13 protein-coding genes and 1 pseudogene are annotated in these 17,139 nt (G+C 67.0%); 11 read left to right on the top strand and 3 right to left on the bottom strand.

The genetic code is table 11. The features are described 5' to 3' along the window. Nucleotides 1-7 precede the first annotated feature (7 nt). Complete coding sequence (locus tag AB8P05_RS23905; protein ID WP_472761178.1) at nucleotides 8-304, bottom strand: recombinase family protein; 297 nt, start codon at nucleotides 302-304, stop codon at nucleotides 8-10. 442 nt (nucleotides 305-746) lie between these two features. Between AB8P05_RS23905 and AB8P05_RS23900 the strand changes: the two genes are divergently transcribed. The 8 genes and pseudogenes from AB8P05_RS23900 to AB8P05_RS23865 all read left to right on the top strand — a co-directional run bounded on the left by AB8P05_RS23900 (nucleotide 747) and on the right by AB8P05_RS23865 (nucleotide 10,669). Beyond that, nucleotides 747-3,578 carry a hybrid sensor histidine kinase/response regulator gene (locus tag AB8P05_RS23900; protein WP_472761161.1) on the top strand — a complete coding sequence of 944 codons (2,832 nt, stop codon included), beginning with the start codon at nucleotides 747-749 and terminating at the stop codon, nucleotides 3,576-3,578. Nucleotides 3,579-3,770: 192 nt separating this feature from the next. Continuing rightward, nucleotides 3,771-4,724, top strand: a complete 954-nt coding sequence (locus AB8P05_RS23895; RefSeq protein WP_472761160.1) for a LysR family transcriptional regulator — start codon at nucleotides 3,771-3,773, stop codon at nucleotides 4,722-4,724. 159 nt (nucleotides 4,725-4,883) lie between these two features. Next, the gene (dctP, locus tag AB8P05_RS23890) at nucleotides 4,884-5,921 is read left to right on the top strand and encodes a TRAP transporter substrate-binding protein DctP (RefSeq protein WP_472761159.1); all 1,038 of its coding nucleotides are present in this window, start codon (nucleotides 4,884-4,886) and stop codon (nucleotides 5,919-5,921) included. 13 nt (nucleotides 5,922-5,934) lie between these two features. Continuing rightward, the gene (locus AB8P05_RS23885; RefSeq protein ID WP_472761158.1) at nucleotides 5,935-6,498 is read left to right on the top strand and encodes a TRAP transporter small permease; all 564 of its coding nucleotides are present in this window, start codon (nucleotides 5,935-5,937) and stop codon (nucleotides 6,496-6,498) included. Continuing rightward, nucleotides 6,498-7,781 (top strand): TRAP transporter large permease, encoded by a 1,284-nt coding sequence (locus AB8P05_RS23880; RefSeq protein WP_472761157.1) that lies wholly within the window; start codon nucleotides 6,498-6,500, stop codon nucleotides 7,779-7,781. The genes AB8P05_RS23885 and AB8P05_RS23880 overlap by 1 nt, the downstream gene beginning before the upstream one ends. An 86-nt stretch (nucleotides 7,782-7,867) precedes the next feature. Beyond that, a complete protein-coding gene (locus AB8P05_RS23875; RefSeq protein ID WP_472761156.1) occupies nucleotides 7,868-8,827 on the top strand; it encodes a hydroxymethylglutaryl-CoA lyase in 960 nt (319 codons plus the stop codon). Continuing rightward, nucleotides 8,820-10,060 (top strand): annotated as a pseudogene (locus tag AB8P05_RS23870) (CaiB/BaiF CoA transferase family protein). Before AB8P05_RS23875 ends, AB8P05_RS23870 begins: the two are co-directional and overlap by 8 nt. Nucleotides 10,061-10,084: 24 nt before the next feature. Further along, a complete protein-coding gene (locus AB8P05_RS23865) occupies nucleotides 10,085-10,669 on the top strand; it encodes a gamma carbonic anhydrase family protein (RefSeq protein WP_472761155.1) in 585 nt (194 codons plus the stop codon). Between the two features lie 65 nt (nucleotides 10,670-10,734). Here AB8P05_RS23865 and AB8P05_RS23860 read toward each other — a convergent pair whose 3' ends face one another. Next, the gene (locus tag AB8P05_RS23860) at nucleotides 10,735-12,165 is read right to left on the bottom strand and encodes an MATE family efflux transporter (protein WP_472761154.1); all 1,431 of its coding nucleotides are present in this window, start codon (nucleotides 12,163-12,165) and stop codon (nucleotides 10,735-10,737) included. Nucleotides 12,166-12,268: 103 nt separating this feature from the next. Next, the gene (locus tag AB8P05_RS23855; protein WP_472761153.1) at nucleotides 12,269-13,357 is read right to left on the bottom strand and encodes a LacI family DNA-binding transcriptional regulator; all 1,089 of its coding nucleotides are present in this window, start codon (nucleotides 13,355-13,357) and stop codon (nucleotides 12,269-12,271) included. A 143-nt stretch (nucleotides 13,358-13,500) separates the two neighbouring features. Here AB8P05_RS23855 and AB8P05_RS23850 point away from each other — a divergent pair, with 143 nt between their 5' ends. From AB8P05_RS23850 to AB8P05_RS23840, 3 genes are read left to right on the top strand one after another with little or no spacing between them, the layout of a single operon-like run. Further along, nucleotides 13,501-14,541 carry a TRAP transporter substrate-binding protein gene (locus AB8P05_RS23850; protein WP_472761152.1) on the top strand — a complete coding sequence of 347 codons (1,041 nt, stop codon included), beginning with the start codon at nucleotides 13,501-13,503 and terminating at the stop codon, nucleotides 14,539-14,541. A gap of 52 nt (nucleotides 14,542-14,593) precedes the next feature. Further along, nucleotides 14,594-16,492 carry a TRAP transporter large permease gene (locus AB8P05_RS23845; RefSeq protein WP_472761151.1) on the top strand — a complete coding sequence of 633 codons (1,899 nt, stop codon included), beginning with the start codon at nucleotides 14,594-14,596 and terminating at the stop codon, nucleotides 16,490-16,492. Between the two features lie 45 nt (nucleotides 16,493-16,537). After that, the gene (locus AB8P05_RS23840; RefSeq protein WP_085082958.1) at nucleotides 16,538-17,077 is read left to right on the top strand and encodes a VOC family protein; all 540 of its coding nucleotides are present in this window, start codon (nucleotides 16,538-16,540) and stop codon (nucleotides 17,075-17,077) included. Nucleotides 17,078-17,139: the final 62 nt, after the last annotated feature.

Raw genomic sequence — 17,139 nt, 5'->3', positions numbered from 1 at the left:
GTGCGGGCTAGAACTCGGCCAATGCACCGATCATATGGAACGTGAGCCGGCCGACTGGAGTCCCCGTGTCGATGCCGGCATCCAGCACGCGCAGTGCCGCTCCCTTTCCTTGGATTGCCTCCCCCAGTTCGATCAGGTGCTTCATCGAGCGGGCCAGGCGATCCAGCTTGACGACTACGAGCGTGTCTCCTTCGCGCAGGGCTTTCAACACAGCCACCAACCCTGGACGGTCTGAGTTTGCCCCAGTAATCTTGTCAGTATAGATCCTATCTACATTAACACCGTCGGCCTTTAAGGCGTGGATTTGCGGTTCAAGCTGCTGATCTTGTGTGGAGACGCGAGCGTAGCCGAGCAGTATGCATACCTATAGTGCCAAAACTCAACTGTGACACCAGCACATGGCATACCCATTTTGTCACTTCATTTGTTACAAGCATGGCCACGGCAGCCCATAGAGAACACCCGCTCTGCGCCATCAGCGCCAAAAACGACCCTTGGCCAGTTTCCGAGGGGCTGCGGCCGCTGGATCTCGACAATGCACTGGATTCTAAGGCCTCAGGCTTCCTCTAGAGACGCCGGCAGCGGCGGAACAGGATGGAACCGACGTTCGCACGGCGTCTTTACAGTCCCAGCTCAGTTCCCCATTTCACGCCTTCTTCCATGAACCGGGAATGACATCTTGCCTGGCTCAGCTTGAGTTGGGCCATACCGGCCCACAATCCGGCGCACCAACGAGATCGGACGCGATGCACGGCAGCCTTGGACCGAACCGCAAACTGGACTTCCTCTCTGGTGGGGGCGAGATGGCGACGCTCATCCGTGCCCATGACTGGGCGGCGACGCCGCTCGGAGAGCCTGCCGGTTGGCCCTCCAGCCTCAAGACCCTGGTTGCGGTCATGCTGGGTTCCATCCAGCCGATGTTCGTCACCTGGGGTTCGGACCGCAAGTTGCTCTACAACGATGCCTACGCCGAGATCCTCGCGGGGAAGCATCCGGCTGCCCTGGGCCGCGACTTTCTGGAGGTCTGGCATGAAATCCGGGCCGACCTTCTGCCTATTGTCGAGCAGGCCTACAGTGGTGAGCCCGTCCACATGGACGACATCACCCTCATGATGGAGCGCCGCGGTTATCTGGAGGAGGCACACTTCGCCTTCTCCTACACGCCGGTGCGCGACGAGGCGGGGGCCATCACCGGCTTCTTCTGCCCCTGCAACGAAATCACGGGTCAGATCATGGCCGAGCGGCGGCTTGCAGCCGAGACCGAGCGTCAGCGACGGCTGTTCGAGCAGGCGCCGGGCTTTGTGGCGGTGCTGGCTCAGCCGGATCATACCTTCGAGTTCGTCAACCAGGCTTACAGGCACCTGTTCGGTGATCGTGACTTCGTCGGCAGGACCGTGCGCGAGGTCTTCCCCGAACTGGACGGGCAAGGCTTCTTCGAGCGGCTCGACCAAGTTTACACCAGCGGCAAGCGCTTTGCCGCTCATCACCTGCCGATCCGTCTCCGGCGCTCGCCGGGCGCGATGGCGGAGGAGCGCTTCCTCGACTTCATCTACGAGCCTGTGCGGGACGAGGCTGGTCGCGTCACCGGGATCTTCTGCGAGGGTCACGATGTCACCGAGGTTCATCTGGCCCGGGCCGCCATTGAGGCCAGCAACGCAAGATACTGCAGCGTGCTGGCGGCAATGAGCGAGGGTTTCCTTGTTCTCGACGAGGAATACCGCGTCACCGAGATCAATGCCGAAGGCCTGCGGATCGATGGGCGACCGGAGAGCGAGATCCTCGGGAAAACTCACCGGGAGTTGTTCCCCGCCTCGGTGGGGACCCCGGTCGAGGCGGCCTACCGCAGGGCAATGGACGAGCGCGTCCCTGTGGAGCTGAACCATTACTACCGGGATGCGGCTACCGGACATGACCTCTGGCTGGCGCTGCGCATCTATCCGGTGCCCGGCGGAGTGGCCGCCTTCTACCGCGACATCAGCGAGCGTGTGCGCGCCGAGGAGGCGCTGCGCCGCAGCGAGGAACGCCTCAGGACGGCCATGGAGATCAGCACGGTCGGAGTGCTGTTCTGGGGACCGGGCTTCAGGCTCACCGAGGTGAACGACGCATTCCTGGCGATGACCGGCTTCAGCCGCGAGGAGGCGCTCGGCAAGACTTGGCAGGAGATCACGCCTGAGGAGTTTTTCCCGGAGTCCTGGCGGGCGGTCGAGCAGGTGATGACGAGGGGCGAGGCCACGCCTTATGAGAAGCAGTACTTCCGCAAGGACGGCTCGCGCTGGTGGGGGCTGTTCGCACCGCGCAAGGTCGGCGACGAAGTGGTGGAGTTCGTTCTCGACGTCACCGACCGTCGCGAGGCCGAGGCTGCCCTGCGCGGCCTCAACGAGGAATTGGAAACTCGCGTCCTTCTTGCGGTCGCCGAGCGTGAAAAGACCGAGGCTGCCCTGCGCCAGTCGCAGAAGCTGGAGGCGGTGGGGCAGCTCACGGGCGGCGTCGCTCACGACTTCAACAACCTGCTCACCATCATCCGTTCGTCGGTCGAGTTCCTGCGCCGGCCCAATCTCGCGGAGGAGCGCCGCCGCCGCTACATCGACGCGATCACCGACACCGTTGATCGTGCCGCCAAGCTTACGGGACAGCTGCTGGCCTTTGCCCGACGGCAGGCGCTCAAACCGGAGGTCTTCGATGTGCCTGAGCGGATCCAGGCGATCACAGACATGCTGCGCACCATCGTCGGGGGCCGCATCCAGATCGTGATCGACGCCGCATGCCATCGGTGCTTCGCCGAGGCGGATGTGGTCCAGTTCGAGACGGCTGTCGTGAACATGGTGGTGAACGCCCGTGACGCCATGAATGGCGAGGGCACTCTGAGGGTGCATGTCAATCCCCAGGCGCAGATGCCGCCGATCCGCGGGCATGCGGGCGGAGCCGGTAAGTTCGTGGCGGTGTCCATCAGCGATACCGGCTCGGGCATCCCCGCGGATCAGCTCGGCCAGATTTTCGAACCGTTCTTCACCACAAAGGAAATCGGCAAGGGCACGGGCCTGGGCCTGAGCCAGGTCTACGGCTTTGCCAAGCAGTCCGGGGGCGATGTCGCCGTCGCGAGCGAGGTTGGGAAAGGCGCGACCTTCACCCTCTACCTGCCGATGGTCGAGCGGGAGGTGGACACGGGCGGTGCCTCGGATCCCGGTCGAGGTCCAGGTCAGGACGAGGACGGCGGCGGGCGGCGGGTGCTGGTTGTCGAGGACAACATCGAGGTGGGCCGCTTCTCGACCCAGCTTCTCCAGGACCTCGGCTACGAGACCAGCTGGGCGGCGAATGCGCGGGAGGCTCTCACGCTTCTTGAAGAGGATGCTGCCCGGTTCGACCTGGTGTTCTCGGACGTGGTCATGCCCGGGATGAGCGGCATCGAACTGGGAAGGGAGATCCGGCAGCGCTTTCCGGGCCTTCCGGTGGTGCTGACCTCCGGCTACAGCCATGTCCTGGCCGAAGAGGGGCGGCACGGCTTCGAGCTGCTGCACAAGCCCTACGCCGTTGACGACGTATCGCGTGTGCTGCGTCGATTGACACGACGGCGTAAGTAGCAGGAATGATTCGAGAGCATCGGTAACACCACCCACGATGCTCCCCGGATCGGACATGCTTGTCGAAGCGTTGTCGCATAAATCCGGCTTGCGGTGCGGGACGTCGGCGCAGCGGGCATAGAGATGGTTCCCACCGCGTCGATGCCCGATGATGAATTCCATTCCGCCGATGCGCGCATGGATCAGGGACCGATGGCGAACAAACTCGACTTCCGACGCCTCCGTTACTTTGTCGCCGTCTGCGAACTCGGCAGCTTTTCCAAGGCCAGCGAGTTTCTGAGCGTGGCCCAATCGGCGCTCAGCCAGCATGTGGCGATGCTGGAGGACGATCTGGGCGTCCAGCTTCTGGTCCGTCAGCCGCGCGGCGTCAGCCGGACCGAGGCGGGCGAGCGGCTCTACGCCCATGCACGAGGCGTTCTGCACGCGTTGGAACAGGCGGAACTGGATGTTCAGTCCTTGACCCGAACGGTGGTCGGGCCGGTGATGGTCGGCTTCAACTACACCGCGATGGAGGCGATCGGCCTGTCCTTCATCCAGCGCGTCGCCGCCACCCTGACCGAGGTGAAACTGCGCGTGATCGAGGCGCACAGCGAGATCATGCATCAGTGGATGCTGTCCGGCCAAGCCGACCTCGCCCTGACCTTGTTGCCTCCCAACGACGACCGGCTGGAGGCCGTGCCGCTGCTGGACGAGGAGCTGGTCTGCCTCGGCACCCGCGCGATGCTCGGCGACGGCGGTCCGATCGATCTGACCGACGCGTTGCGCCTGCCGCTGATCATGCCCGGCCGCACCGCCGTGCTGCAGGCGCTGGCCAGCGACGCCGAGGTGCGCAATGCCATCGCCGCCAAGGTCCATATGGAGATCGAATCGGCCATCCCGCTGAAGCGGGCGGTCAGCGCCGGGCTGGGCGTGACCATCCAGTCGGCGGCGCTGGCCGGCGACGAGATCGCCCGCGGCGAGCTGGTCGCCCGGCCGGTGGTGAATCCGACGATGGGACGCACCTTGTATCTGGTCGCCTCGCGCATGAAGACCGCGTCGCGCGCCGTGGTGGAGGCGCGGCGGCTGATGATCGACGTGGTGCGCGACGCCCAGGCGAGCGGCCGATGGCCGGGCCGGCTGCGGGAAACCTATCTGGAAACCAGATAGCTCGCTTCTCTTCTTTGTATTTTACGACATCGCCTCCCCGTGCTGTTCTGCTTTGCAGGCAAACAATCCGAAGGCCCGCAGTTGAATGGGCCCGGCTTCCGGCCCTGCCTGCCCACGCGCCGGAACGTCGCAACGAACCACCAACGGGAGGTGCAGGACATGACGCCCACCAAGACGTCCACCCAGGATCTTGCCCACGCGAAGCCGGCGCTGGCTCTGTTCGCCGCCGCTGCCGTCACGGCGCTGACGGCGTTGCCGACGGACGCGGAGGCGGCGACGCGGATGCGCTGCAGCCATCAGCTGCCGCCGTCCCACCACATCGCCAAGGTCGTCGAGCGCTGGGCGGCGGAGGTGAAGACGCTGTCCGAGGGCAACCTGGACGTCCAGGTATTCGGCGCCGACAGCCTGATCAAGGCCAACGAGAACATCCTCGCCGTCGCCAAGGGCGACATCGAATGTGCCTTCTCGCTGAATTTCCAGTGGGGCAAGACCCTGCCGCTGATGAACGTCACGGTCGGTCCCTACACCATGTCCTCGATCGAGGCGTGGAAGAAATGGCCGGACTCCGAAGCCGCCGCCTTCCTCGAGGAGCGGCTGTTGAAGAAGGGCGTGAGGAACGTCGTCTGGATGTTCCAGACCAACACCAGCGTCTTCACCTCCAAGGGCAAGCCCCTGCTGAAGCCGGCCGATTTCCAGGGCCAGAAGATGCGCGGCATCGGCCCCGCCTTCGACCGCGGGCTGAAGGCGATGGGTGCTACCCCGGTGGCGATCCCCGGCAGCGAGGTCTATCAGGCGCTGGCGACCGGCGTCATCGACTCCGCCATCACCGACGTCGCCGCCGCCTGGTCGCGCAAATATTACGAGGTGCAGGACCACATGACCGTGGTGCCGGCGCTGGCCGCCTATCTGCACGGCTACGTCAATCCCGGATGGTACAACAAGCTGACCGACAAGGACAAGGCGGCCCTGAAGAAGGCCGGCGACCTCGCCGCCGGCTGGGCGATCGAAGCCTCGCAGGAGGCCGCGGCCAGCGCCCCGGCGGATTTGGAATCGAAGGGCGTCAAGGTGCATGTCGCGACCCCGGAGGAGAATGCCGCCTTCAAGGCCGCCATGGCTCCGGCGTTCGCCGAGGGCTTCGCCGACGAAACCGGCGCCGACGGCCGCAAGCTTCTGGAACTCGTCCAAAAGCTCCAGTGAGGGAGGGCCGGCCATGAGCAGCATGTCCACCCCCGACTCCATCGCCTCCGTCAGTGGAAAGGGCGCCTTGCGCCTGCTGGCCGGTACCGCATCGGTCCTGTCGCGCATCGGCGGAGCCCTCAGCATCCTGCTGATCGTCGTCGTTCTGGCTCTGACCACCGCCGGCGTTTTCGCCCGCTATGTCGCAGGACACCCGCTGGAGGGGGTGGACGAGGCCTGCGGCTTCATGGTCGTCGCCATGGTGATGGCGGGCGCGGCGGAGGCGCTGCGCACCGGCCACCATATCCGGATCGATCTGATCATGGGCTTCGTCGGTCCGCGCGGCCGGCGCTGGCTGGATGCCTGGGCCAATCTGGCGGTGCTCGTCTTCGCCGTGCTGCTGGCCCGCACCGGCTGGCACACCGCCATGTTCTCCTACGATTTCGACGCCTTCTCGCCGGGCCAGCTGGAGCTGCCGCTGTGGATCCCGCAGGCCACGCTTCCCATCGGCGCCGCCCTGCTGGGAATCGTCGCCTTCGCCAAGCTGCTCTCCGCCCTGGCGGGCGACAGTACGGATGAGATGAGGGGAGGCCACTGATGACGTTCCTGATCCTGGGACTGCTGCTGCTCCTTCTGTTCAGCGGCATGCCGATCTTCGCGGCACTCTCCCTCACCTCGCTTGCCGTGCTGGCCCTGTTCGAGGGCAGCATCGACAGCATGGCCGACGCGGTGTTCTCCAGCCTGAACAACCCGCTGCTCGCCACCATCCCGATGTTCGCCCTGATGGCCCACATCATGATCAAGGCCAAGGTGGTCGACGATCTCTATGAGATGTCGAACACGCTGGTCGGGCACATCAAGGGCGGGCTCAGCTTCGCCACCATTCTGTCCTGCACCATCTTCTCGACCATCTCCGGCTCGTCGGTGGCGACGGCGCTGACCATCGGCTCGATCTCCATCCCGCAGATGAAGCGCTACGGCTACCGCCAGCGCGACACCTACGGGCTGATCGCCGCCGGCGGCACGCTGGGCATCCTGATCCCGCCGTCGGGGCCGATGATCCTCTACGCCATCGTCACCGACGCCTCCATCGGCGCCCTGTTCCTGGCCGGGATCATCCCGGGCCTGATGATGGCGGTTCTGTTTGCCGGCTACAGCTGGCTCCAAGCCAAGCGGCAGGACAGCGTCCAGTCGCAGCCCTGGCCCGGTTTCGGCGCCGTCGCCGGCGCCTTCCGCAAGTCGGTCTGGGCGGTCCTGATGCCGCCGCTGATCCTGGGCGGCATCTATCTCGGCGTCTTCACGCCGGGCGAGGCGGCGGCGGTCGGCGCGGTCTATGCGCTGGCGGTGGCGCTGCTGGTCTACCGCAATGTCTCCTTCGCGGACCTGCTGGATTGCGGCGTGCAGACGATGCGGACCAGCGTGATGCTGTTCATGATCATCGCCGCCGCCGGCATGTTCGGCCACGCCATCACCATCATCCGCCTGCCGGCCCAGATCATGGAGACGGTGACGGCGCTGGGCCTGTCGCAGGGTGGCTTCATCCTGGCGGTGATGCTGGCGATCTTCATCCTGGGCATGTTCCTGGAGACCATCGCCATCATCCTGATCACCACCCCCATCATCCTGCCGGTGATGACGGCGCTGGGCATCGATCCGATCTGGTACGGCGTGATGCTGATGATCAACCTGGAGCTGGCGCTGATCACCCCGCCGGTCGGCATGAACCTGTTCGTCATCAAGGGCATCACAACATCGTCCCTTGCCGAGGTCACGCGCGGCGCCCTGCCCTATGTGCTGCTGATGATGGCGGGCCTGTTCGTGACCTGGCTGGTCCCGTCGCTGTCGCTCTGGCTGCCGCAGGCTGCAGGCTTCGGCATCTGACCGCCCCTTAACACGTCCCGATCCCTCCCTTCCCGTTTCCACCGGATGCGCCCTCTCCCGGCGCATCCGAACGGAGGACCCTTGCCTTGACCAAAGACTCCGTAACCATCGTCGAGGTCGGCCTGCGCGACGGGCTCCAGATTCTCGACCGCGTGGTGCCCACCGCCGACAAGCTGCGCTGGCTGGAGGCCGAGCACCGCGCCGGCGTCCGCCGCTTCGAAGCCGCCTCCTTCGTTCCGCCCAGGCTGCTGCCCCAGATGGCCGACGCGGCCGATGTGGTGGCCGGCGCCCGCAAGCTGCCCGGCGTCATCGTCCACACCCTGGCCCCCAACCTGAAGGGTGCCACGGCGGCACTCGCCGCCGGCTCCGACGTCATCGTCCTGCCGCTGTCGGCCAGCGAGGCGCACAGCCGCGCCAACATCCGCAAGACCCGCGAGGAGTCGGTGGCGGAACTGGCCAGCGTCTGCCGCGCCCGTGACGAGAGCATTCAGGAGGGCGGCCACAGGACCCGCATCGACGCCGGCATCTCCACCGCCTTCGGCTGCACCATCCAGGGCGAGGTGTCGGAGGACGACGTGGTCCGCCTCGCCGAAGCCTGCCTGGAGGCCGGGGCCGACCGCGTGGCGCTCGCCGACACCGTCGGCTATGCCGACCCGGCGCAGGTCCGCCGCCTCTACAGGCGGGTGAAGGAGATCGCCGGCGACCGGCTGCGGAGCGCCCATTTCCACGACACCCGCGGCCTCGGCCTCGCCAACTGCCTTACCGTGCTGGACATCGGCATCCGCGAGTTCGACGCCTCGCTCGGCGGGCTGGGCGGCTGCCCGCACGCCCCCGGCGCCAGCGGCAACGTCGCGACGGAGGACCTGGTCTTCATGCTGGAGTCGATGGGCTTCGACACCGGCATCGACCTGGACGCCCTGATCGAGGCGCAACGCCTGCTCGCCACCCTTCTTCCCGGCCAGACGCTGCACGGCAAGATCGCCGCCGCCGGCCTGCCCAAGCATTTCGTCCAAGGCCCTTTTCACCGGAGCCCCGTCCATGCCTGACGCCACCGCCCCCAACCTGCCGCTGGCCGGAATCCGCGTCGTCGAATTCTCCCACATGGTGATGGGACCGACCTGCGGCATGATCCTGGGCGACCTCGGCGCCGACGTTATCAAGGTGGAACCGGTGACGGGCGACAAGACCCGCGCCCTGCCGGGGGCCGCCGCCGGCTTCTTTCGCACCTTCAACCGCAACAAGAAGTCGCTGGCCGTCGACCTGAACAGCCCCGACGGGCTGGCCGCCGTCCACCGGCTGGTCGACACCGCCGACGTGGTGCTGGAGAATTTCCGCCCCGGCCTAATGGCGCGCTACGGTCTCGATTACGCCAGCATCGCCGCGCGCAAGCCGCGCATCATCAACCTGTCGCTGAAGGGCTTCCTGCCCGGCCCCTACGAGAAGCGCACGGCGCTGGACGAGGTGGTGCAGATGATGGCCGGGCTTGCCTACATGACCGGTCCGACCGGCCGGCCGCTGCGCGCCGGCAGTTCGGTCAACGACATCATGGGCGGCATGTTCGGGGTAATCGGCATTATGGCGGCTCTGCGCACCCGCGACGCCACCGGCCGCGGCCAGGACATCCAGTCCGGCCTGTATGAGACCTGCGTCCTGCTGTCGGCCCAGCACATGCAGCAGTTCGCCGTGACCGGCGAGGCCCCGCCCCCTTCCCCGAGCGCATCGCCGCCTTCAGCATCTACGACACCTTCGAGGTCAAGGACGGCGAGCAGATCTTCCTGGGCGCGGTCAGCGACGTGCAGTGGCGGACCTTCTGCACCGCCTTCGGCTTCGACGACCTTCTGGCCGACCCCAGGCTGGACGGCAACACCAAGCGCTGCCAGGCCCGCGACTGGATGCTGCCGGAAATCCGCCGCCGCCTCGCCGCCTACAGCAAGGCCGAGATCGCCGAGCTTTTCGAGCGCAACGGCCTGCCCTATGCCCCGATCAACCGGCCGGAGGAGCTGTTCGACGATCCCCATCTGAACCAGAGCGGCGGCCTCGCCGCCATCACCACCGAGACGGGCGGAGAGACGCGCGTGCCGCTGCTGCCGCTGACGCTGGACGGCCGCCGGCTGGAGCCGCGTATGGCGCTGCCGCCGGTCGGCGCGCAGAGCGCGGCGCTGCTGGCCGAACTGGGCTATAGTCGGGCGGAGATCGACCGGCTGATTGCCGCCGGGGTGGTGGCCGATCCGGCCGAAGGCCCAAAGGCGGAGGCGGGGGAGGAACGGCTCGCCTCCTGACGGTTGTAAAAAAGGAAAGAAGCAATGACCTCCGAGAGCGCATCCGAAACGCCTTTTGAAACCGGCGAGGCTCTGCCGGCCCGCCATCCCGGCGCCATCATCCGGCCCTTCAAGGGGGTATGGCCGCGCATCGCCACCGACGCCTTCATCGCCCCCGGCGCGGTGGTGGTGGGCGACGTCACCATCGGAGCGGAGGCCAGCGTCTGGTACGGCTGCGTCCTGCGCGGCGACGACCACAGCATCACGGTGGGGCCGCGCACCAACATCCAGGACGGCACCATCATCCATGTCATGCTGAACGAGTATCCCACCGTCATCGGCGCCGACGTGGTGATCGGCCACGGCGTGCGGATGCATGGCTGCACGCTGGCCGACGGCTGCCTGATCGGCATCGGCTCCATCGTGCTGGACGGGGCCGTCGTGGAAAGCGGCGCCATGCTGGCCGCCGGTGCCGTCCTGACCCCGCGCAAGCGCGTCCCCGCCCGCCAGCTCTGGGCCGGCAGCCCGGCCAGGCATCTGCGCGACGTGACCGACGCGGAAGTCGAGTTCATCGCCTTCGACGTCAGGCATTACGCCGGTCTTGCGCGGAGTGCGAGAACCCCCGATTGATGTGGTCCGGAAGCAATTCCGCTTCCCCGCGGTGCAGGAGACTGCGAAGGCAGGCCGGTGCCGCCTCACGGCCGGTTGATCTGCACGGTCAGCGCGGCCACCGCCTTGCCGGACAATGGAATGTCGGCCGGCACCACCACGGCCTCCAGTGCCGGTCCGCCTCCGGCCGGGTCGAGCCGTCCGATCACCCGAAACGCCACCCAGACCGCCGCGATACCGAATAGCACCGATCCCGCCGCCTGCCCGATCAGCACACCCGGCGCACCGCCCAGCCATCCGCCCACCGCCACGAACGGCATGGTTCCCAGCGTCGCCCTGCCCCAGTTGAACCCGGTCGCCAGCAGGGGAAAGCCCAAATTGTTGAACGCGGCGTTGCCGACGAAGAGGAAGCCGACGAACAGGAACCCGCCGGCCACAGCGGTGCAGAACAAGCGGACCAGATCGGCCGACACGCCCTCGGCCGAAAAGGCGCCGACCACCCAATCACGGGCAAGGAACAGACCCAGCCAGACCGCAAGCACCCAGACGACGATCAGCGCCAGGCTGGCCAGCAGGGTCGCCCGCACCCGGTCGAGCCGGCCGGCACCAAGATTCTGCGCCAGGATCGGGCCGACCGCTCCGGTCAGGGCGAAGATCGTGCCGAAGGCGACCGGAACCATGCGGTCGACGATGGCCGCCCCGGCGATCGCCGCATCGCCGTAACGGGCCATGCTGGTGGTGACGTAAACGCCGGCGACCGGGGTGGCGAGATTGGTGAGGACCGCCGGACCGGCGATGCCGGCCAGGGTTCTGGCATCCTTCACCAGCCCGGCCCAACCCGGTGCTGCGAGCAGCCGGTGCACCCGCGCCACACCGTGCCAGCCGACAGCGGCGAGCAGGCAGCGCGACAGCACGACCGTCACCGCGGCACCGGTCAGGTCCAGCCGCAGGCCGAAGATCAGGACCGGGTTCAGCGCCGCGGTGAACAGCGCGGCATAGAGCGTGACGGTCATGGCACGGCGGGCATCGCCCTGCGCCCGCAGCATCGCCGAACAGCCCATGCCGAGGCCGAGCAACGGCAGGGTCGGTGACAGGATGGTCAGATAGCCGACAGCCAGCTCCTTGGTGGCTCCCTTTGCGCCCAGCAGGTCCATTGCCGGTCCAAGCAGCGGCAAGGTCAGCAGGCCGACCAGCGCGGCGACCAGCGCGGTAAGGATCAGGCTGGAGCCGGCCAGTCTTTCCGCCTCCGCGCGCCGGCCACCGCCTATCGCGCGGGCGACCAGCGCTCCGGCGCCGATCGACAGGCCAATGCACAGCGACGATTGCAGGAACAGGACGGTGCCGGCGAAACCCACCGCCGCCGCCAGTTCGCGTTCGCCCAGCAGTGAAATGTAGAACAGGTTCAGCAGATCGACCGCGAACACCGCGATCAACCCGACCGAGCCGGTGGCGGTCATCACCATCACATGACGCATCGGCGAACCGGTGGTGAAGCGGCCAACGGGGGTTTCGGCCATCGGGTCGGTCTCCTGCTTGGCTGCCCTGGGGTGGCGGACGGTGCCCGGATCGATATCGGGAGCGCGGCCGACCGATGGTATCGAAAAACTGAACCACCGGCCGTCACTCGTCCGGCAGCATGCCCCGCGGCAGGTTCTCGCGGAAGATCACCTCGCCCCGCGGCGTCTCCACCCCCTGCATCGCCGGGCGGCCGGCCCGCAGGTTGGTGAAGATCGCCACGCAGGCCGACAGCGTGTTGCGCGGATCCTGGGTGATGACGGCGTCAAGCGTGCCGTCGATCAGCAGGCCGCGCGTCTCGTTGGTCAGGCCGTGGCCGATGCAGACGATTTCCCGCTCCCGCCGCGTCTCCTTCAGCGCGCGCGCCACGCCCTCCGCCCCGCCGCCGATGTTGTAGACGCCGGCAAGGTCGGGATGCAGGCCCAGCAGCATACGGGTCTGGCGATAGCTCTTGCCCTCGTCGTCATGGCCCTCGCGCAGGCCGACCACCTCGATGTCGGGAGCGATCTCCTTCAGGACATGGAGGAACCCCATCTCGCGGTCCTCATGGGCGCGGTAGCTGAGGCTGCCGGCGATCATCGCCACCTTGGCCGGCCGTTTGCCCAGGAAGCGCGCGATCAGATAGCCGGCGGTCCGCCCCGCCGCCCGGTTGTCCAGCCCGACATAGCCGGCCCGGCGGCAGTTCAGGATGTCGGAGATCAGGGTGACGGCCGGCACATTGCGCTCCGCCAGCGCGTCCACCGCCTCGCGCACCGCCGGATGCTCCAGCGCCATAAAGGCGACGCCGTCGGCCCGGCGGCCATGCTGGAACAGGCAGCGGGCCAGCAGTTCCGGGTTGAAGCTCTTGATGAACTCCACCTGCGCCTTCACCCCATGCGGCGCCAGCATGGCATCGGCCCGGCGGATCATCTCCCCCAGGCCGGTCAGGAAGCGGTTGTTGCCGGCCGGCAGCAGGAAGGACAGCCGCATCGGCTTCTGCACCGCCGCCGCATGCAGTTCGGATTCCGGCAGATAGTCCAGCTCCGCCGCGGCCTTCAGCACCCGCTGCACCGTGGCGGCACGCACCCCCGGCCGGTGGTTCAGCACGCGGTCGACCGTGGCGGTGGACACGCCCGCCGCCTGCGCGATGTCGACCACCCGTGGCAGCCCGCGCTGGAATCCCTTGGTGTCCGCATCATCCTTCGGCGAAACCATCAAAAACCATCATCATTCGCGTTTGACACCTGTCGGCCCTGGACCTACCGTCCGACCAACAATCATCAATTGACATCAAATCACCTCAGAAACGCAAGGCCGGAAGCAGCAATGTCGGCCGGAACCCTATGGGAGGATCGAACATGACCAGTCTGACCCGCCGCACCATGCTGAAGGCCTTCGCCACCGCCCCCGCGGCCCTCCCCGCCATCGGGGCAGCCGGCGCCGTCATCGGCATGCCGCACGTCGCCCGCGCCGCGGAGTTCGAGCTGAAATACGGCAACAACCTGCCGCTGACCCATCCGCTGAACATCCGCGCCCAGGAGGCGGCGGAGCGGATCGCCAAGGAGTCGAACGGCCGGGTCGAGGTCAAGATTTTCCCGAACAACCAGCTCGGCGGCGACACCGACATGCTGTCCCAGGTGCGCAGCGGCGGCCTGACCTTCTTCACCCCGTCGGCGCTGGTGATCGCCACGCTGGTTCCGGTCGCCGCCATCAACGCGGTCGGCTTCGCCTTCTCCGACTACGACCAGGTGTGGAAAGCGATGGACGGCAAGCTGGGTGCCCATGTCCGCAACGCCATCTCCAAGGTCGGCCTCCATGCCTTCGACAAGATGTGGGACAACGGCTTCCGCCAGATGACCAGCGGCGACAAGGCGATCAACACCGCAACCGACATGAACGGGCTGAAGATCCGCGTGCCGGTCAGCCCGCTCAGCATCGCCATGTTCAAGGGGCTGGGGGCCGCCCCGGCCAGCCTGCAGTTCAGCGAGGTCTATTCGTCGCTGCAGACCCGGATCGTCGATGCGCAGGAGAATCCGCTGCCGATCATCCAGGTCGCCAAGCTGTACGAGGTGCAGAAATACTGCTCCCTGTCCAACCACATCTGGGACGGATTCTGGTTCATCGCCAACGGCCGCGCCTGGAAGGGCCTGCCGGCGGAGATGCAGACCATCGTCGCCAACGCCATCAACGACGCCGGCATGGCCCAGCGCGGCGACATCAAGGCGCTGAACGCCTCGGTCCGCGCCGATCTGGAATCGAAGGGGCTGGCCTTCAACCAGCCGTCGCCCGACAGCTTCCGCGCCAAGCTGCGCGACAGCGGCTTCTACGGCGAGTGGAAGGGCCGCTTCGGGGACGAGGCCTGGGGCCTGCTGGAGGAGGCGGTCGGCAAGCTCGCCTGACCCGCCGCCCCCCGCCCTCCCCGGTCCCGCTCCCCATGAAGGAACCCCCGTCATGTCCCACATGTCCGAACCGGTCCACGGCTTTGCGGAGGCGCCCGGCAGCCTGGGTGCCGGCGGTGCCTCTTCGCTGCTCCGCAAGATCGACCACGGCCTTTCGGTCGGGGTGGAGATGGCGGCGGGCCTGCTGGTTCTGGTCGAGATCGTGGTCCTGCTGGCGGGCGTCGTCGCCCGCTACCTGTTCCACACCCCGCTGGTCTGGTCGGACGAGCTGGCCTCGATCCTGTTCCTCTGGCTGTCGATGCTGGGGGCCGTGGTGGCGCTGCGCCGGGGCGAGCATATGCGGATGACCGGTCTGGTCAGCCGCGTCCGCCCGCAGACGCGCAGCCTGCTGGAATGCATCGCCATCACCGCCCCCATCGCCTTCCTGGCGCTGGTGCTCTACCACGCGGTCGATTACGCGATCGAGGAGCAGTTCATCACCACCCCGGCGATGGAGGTGTCCAACGCCTGGCGCGCCTCGGCCCTGCCGGTCGGCCTTGGGCTGATGCTGGTGGCGGCGCTGTTCCGGCTGCTGCGCGTCGCCCGGCCGCTGACCGTCCTGGCGGCGGCGCTGGTGACCGGCGCCATCGTCGCCGGCTTCTGGGTCGCCGGGCCGGTGCTGAAGCCGCTGGGGCAGTTGAACCTCATCATCTTCTTCGTCGGGCTGGTCGCCGCCAACGTGTTCGCCGGCGTGCCCATCGCCTTCTCCTTCGCGCTCGCCACCTTCGCCTATCTGGCGCTGACCACCTCCACGCCGCTGCTGGTGATGGTCGGACGGCTGGACGAGGGGATGAGCCACCTGATCCTGCTGGCGGTACCGCTGTTCGTCTTCCTCGGCCTGCTGATCGAGATGACCGGCATGGCCCGCGCCATGATCCAGTTCCTGGCCAGCCTGCTGGGCCACGTGCGCGGCGGCCTGTCCTATGTGCTGATCGGCGCGATGTATCTGGTCTCCGGCATCTCCGGCTCGAAGATCGCCGACATGGCGGCCATCGCGCCGGTGCTGTTCCCTGAAATGAAGAAGCGCGGCGCCCCTCCGGGCGATCTGGTGGCGCTCTTGTCGGCGACGGGTGCGCAGACCGAGACCATCCCGCCCAGCATCGTGCTGATCACCATCGGGTCCGTCACCGGCGTATCGATCGCGGCACTCTTCACCGGCGGCATGCTGCCGGGCGTGGTCCTGGGCGCCTGCCTGTGCTTCGTCGTCTGGCGGCGCTACCGGCACGAGGATCTGAGCCATGTCAAGCGCACCCCCGGCCGCGAGATCGCCCGGCTCGCCATGGTGGCGCTGCCCGCCATCCTGCTGCCCTTCGTCATCCGCGCCGCGGTGGTCGAGGGCATCGCGACGGCGACCGAGGTGTCGACCATCGGCATCGCCTATTCCACCATCGTCGGGCTGCTGATCTACCGCCAGTTCGACTGGGGCCGGCTGAAGCCGATGCTGATCGAAACGGCGTCGCTGACCGGGGCCATCATCTTCATCGTCGGCTGCGCCACCTCGATGGCCTGGGGCCTGACCCAGTCCGGCTTCTCGTCCGACCTCGCCCGCTTCATGGCCGGCATCCCCGGCGGCGCCTACGGCTTCCTCGCCATCTCCATCGTCGCCTTCATCATCCTGGGCAGCGTTCTGGAGGGCATCCCCGCCATCGTCCTGTTCGGCCCGCTGCTGTTCCCCATCGCCCGCGCCGCCGGGGTGCACGAGGTGCATTACGCGATGGTCGTCATCTTCGCCATGGGCATCGGCCTGTTCGCGCCGCCCTTCGGCGTCGGCTATTACGGCGCCTGCGCCATCAGCAAGGTGAATCCCGACGAAGGCCTGAAGCACATCTGGGGCTATGTCGGCGCGCTGCTGGTCGGGCTGGTGATCGTCGCCGCCATCCCCTGGATTTCGACCGGCTTCCTGGCTCGCTGAGAGCCACCGGTTTCCTCAAATCCCCTCTTATCCGGAGTGCTTTCAATGAGCCGATTCTTCGGCCAGATCCGTCAGGCTGGCTACGTCGTGCGCGACATCGAAGCCGCCATGGACTATTGGAGCCGCACGCTCGGCATCGGCCCCTGGTTCTACAACGAGCGGGTCCCGATCCGGAACTACAGCTACCGCGGCGAATCCTACGAGGTTCACAATTCGGTGGCGCTGGCCAACTCCGGCCCGCTGCAGATGGAGCTGATCCAGACCCGCAACGACGCGCCGTCGATGTACCGCGACTTTTTGCAGGCCGGGAACACGGGCCTGCAGCATGTCGCCTATTGGACCGAGGATTACGACGCCGATCTGGAACGGCTGCTCGGCCAGGGCTTCAAGCCGGTGATGAGCGGCGAGGTCGGCGAGAAGGGCCGCTTCGTCTATTTCGACACCGAATACCACCCCGGCACGGTGATCGAGCTGTCGGAGGTCGCCGGACCGAAGGGCAGGATGTTCGACCTGATCCGCGAGGCGTCGATGGGCTGGGACGGGTCCGATCCGGTGCGGCCGTTTCCGGATTTGAGCAAGTTGTGAGGGACGATTTATAGGGGCGTTTTGCCCCCTCCCTAACCCTCCCCGCTTCGCGGGAGAGGGGA

The organism is Azospirillum sp. VT-I1 (assembly GCF_055698305.1).
Note: the sequence above shows the minus strand (reverse complement) of the source record. Positions and strands in the feature narration are given on the sequence as shown.

Bases quoted from the DNA above. Each gene is read 5' to 3' on its own strand.
- AB8P05_RS23840 (WP_085082958.1), top strand. From the start codon at position 16,538: ATGAGCCGATTCTTCGGCCAGATCCGTCAGGCTGGCTACGTCGTGCGC.
- dctP (WP_472761159.1), top strand. From the start codon at position 4,884: ATGACGCCCACCAAGACGTCCACCCAGGATCTTGCCCACGCGAAGCCG.
- AB8P05_RS23845 (WP_472761151.1), top strand. From the start codon at position 14,594: ATGTCCCACATGTCCGAACCGGTCCACGGCTTTGCGGAGGCGCCCGGC.
- AB8P05_RS23880 (WP_472761157.1), top strand. From the start codon at position 6,498: ATGACGTTCCTGATCCTGGGACTGCTGCTGCTCCTTCTGTTCAGCGGC.
- AB8P05_RS23850 (WP_472761152.1), top strand. From the start codon at position 13,501: ATGACCAGTCTGACCCGCCGCACCATGCTGAAGGCCTTCGCCACCGCC.
- AB8P05_RS23865 (WP_472761155.1), top strand. From the start codon at position 10,085: ATGACCTCCGAGAGCGCATCCGAAACGCCTTTTGAAACCGGCGAGGCT.
- AB8P05_RS23900 (WP_472761161.1), top strand. From the start codon at position 747: ATGCACGGCAGCCTTGGACCGAACCGCAAACTGGACTTCCTCTCTGGT.
- AB8P05_RS23855 (WP_472761153.1), bottom strand. From the start codon at position 13,357: ATGGTTTCGCCGAAGGATGATGCGGACACCAAGGGATTCCAGCGCGGG.
- AB8P05_RS23885 (WP_472761158.1), top strand. From the start codon at position 5,935: ATGAGCAGCATGTCCACCCCCGACTCCATCGCCTCCGTCAGTGGAAAG.
- AB8P05_RS23895 (WP_472761160.1), top strand. From the start codon at position 3,771: ATGGCGAACAAACTCGACTTCCGACGCCTCCGTTACTTTGTCGCCGTC.
- AB8P05_RS23860 (WP_472761154.1), bottom strand. From the start codon at position 12,165: ATGGCCGAAACCCCCGTTGGCCGCTTCACCACCGGTTCGCCGATGCGT.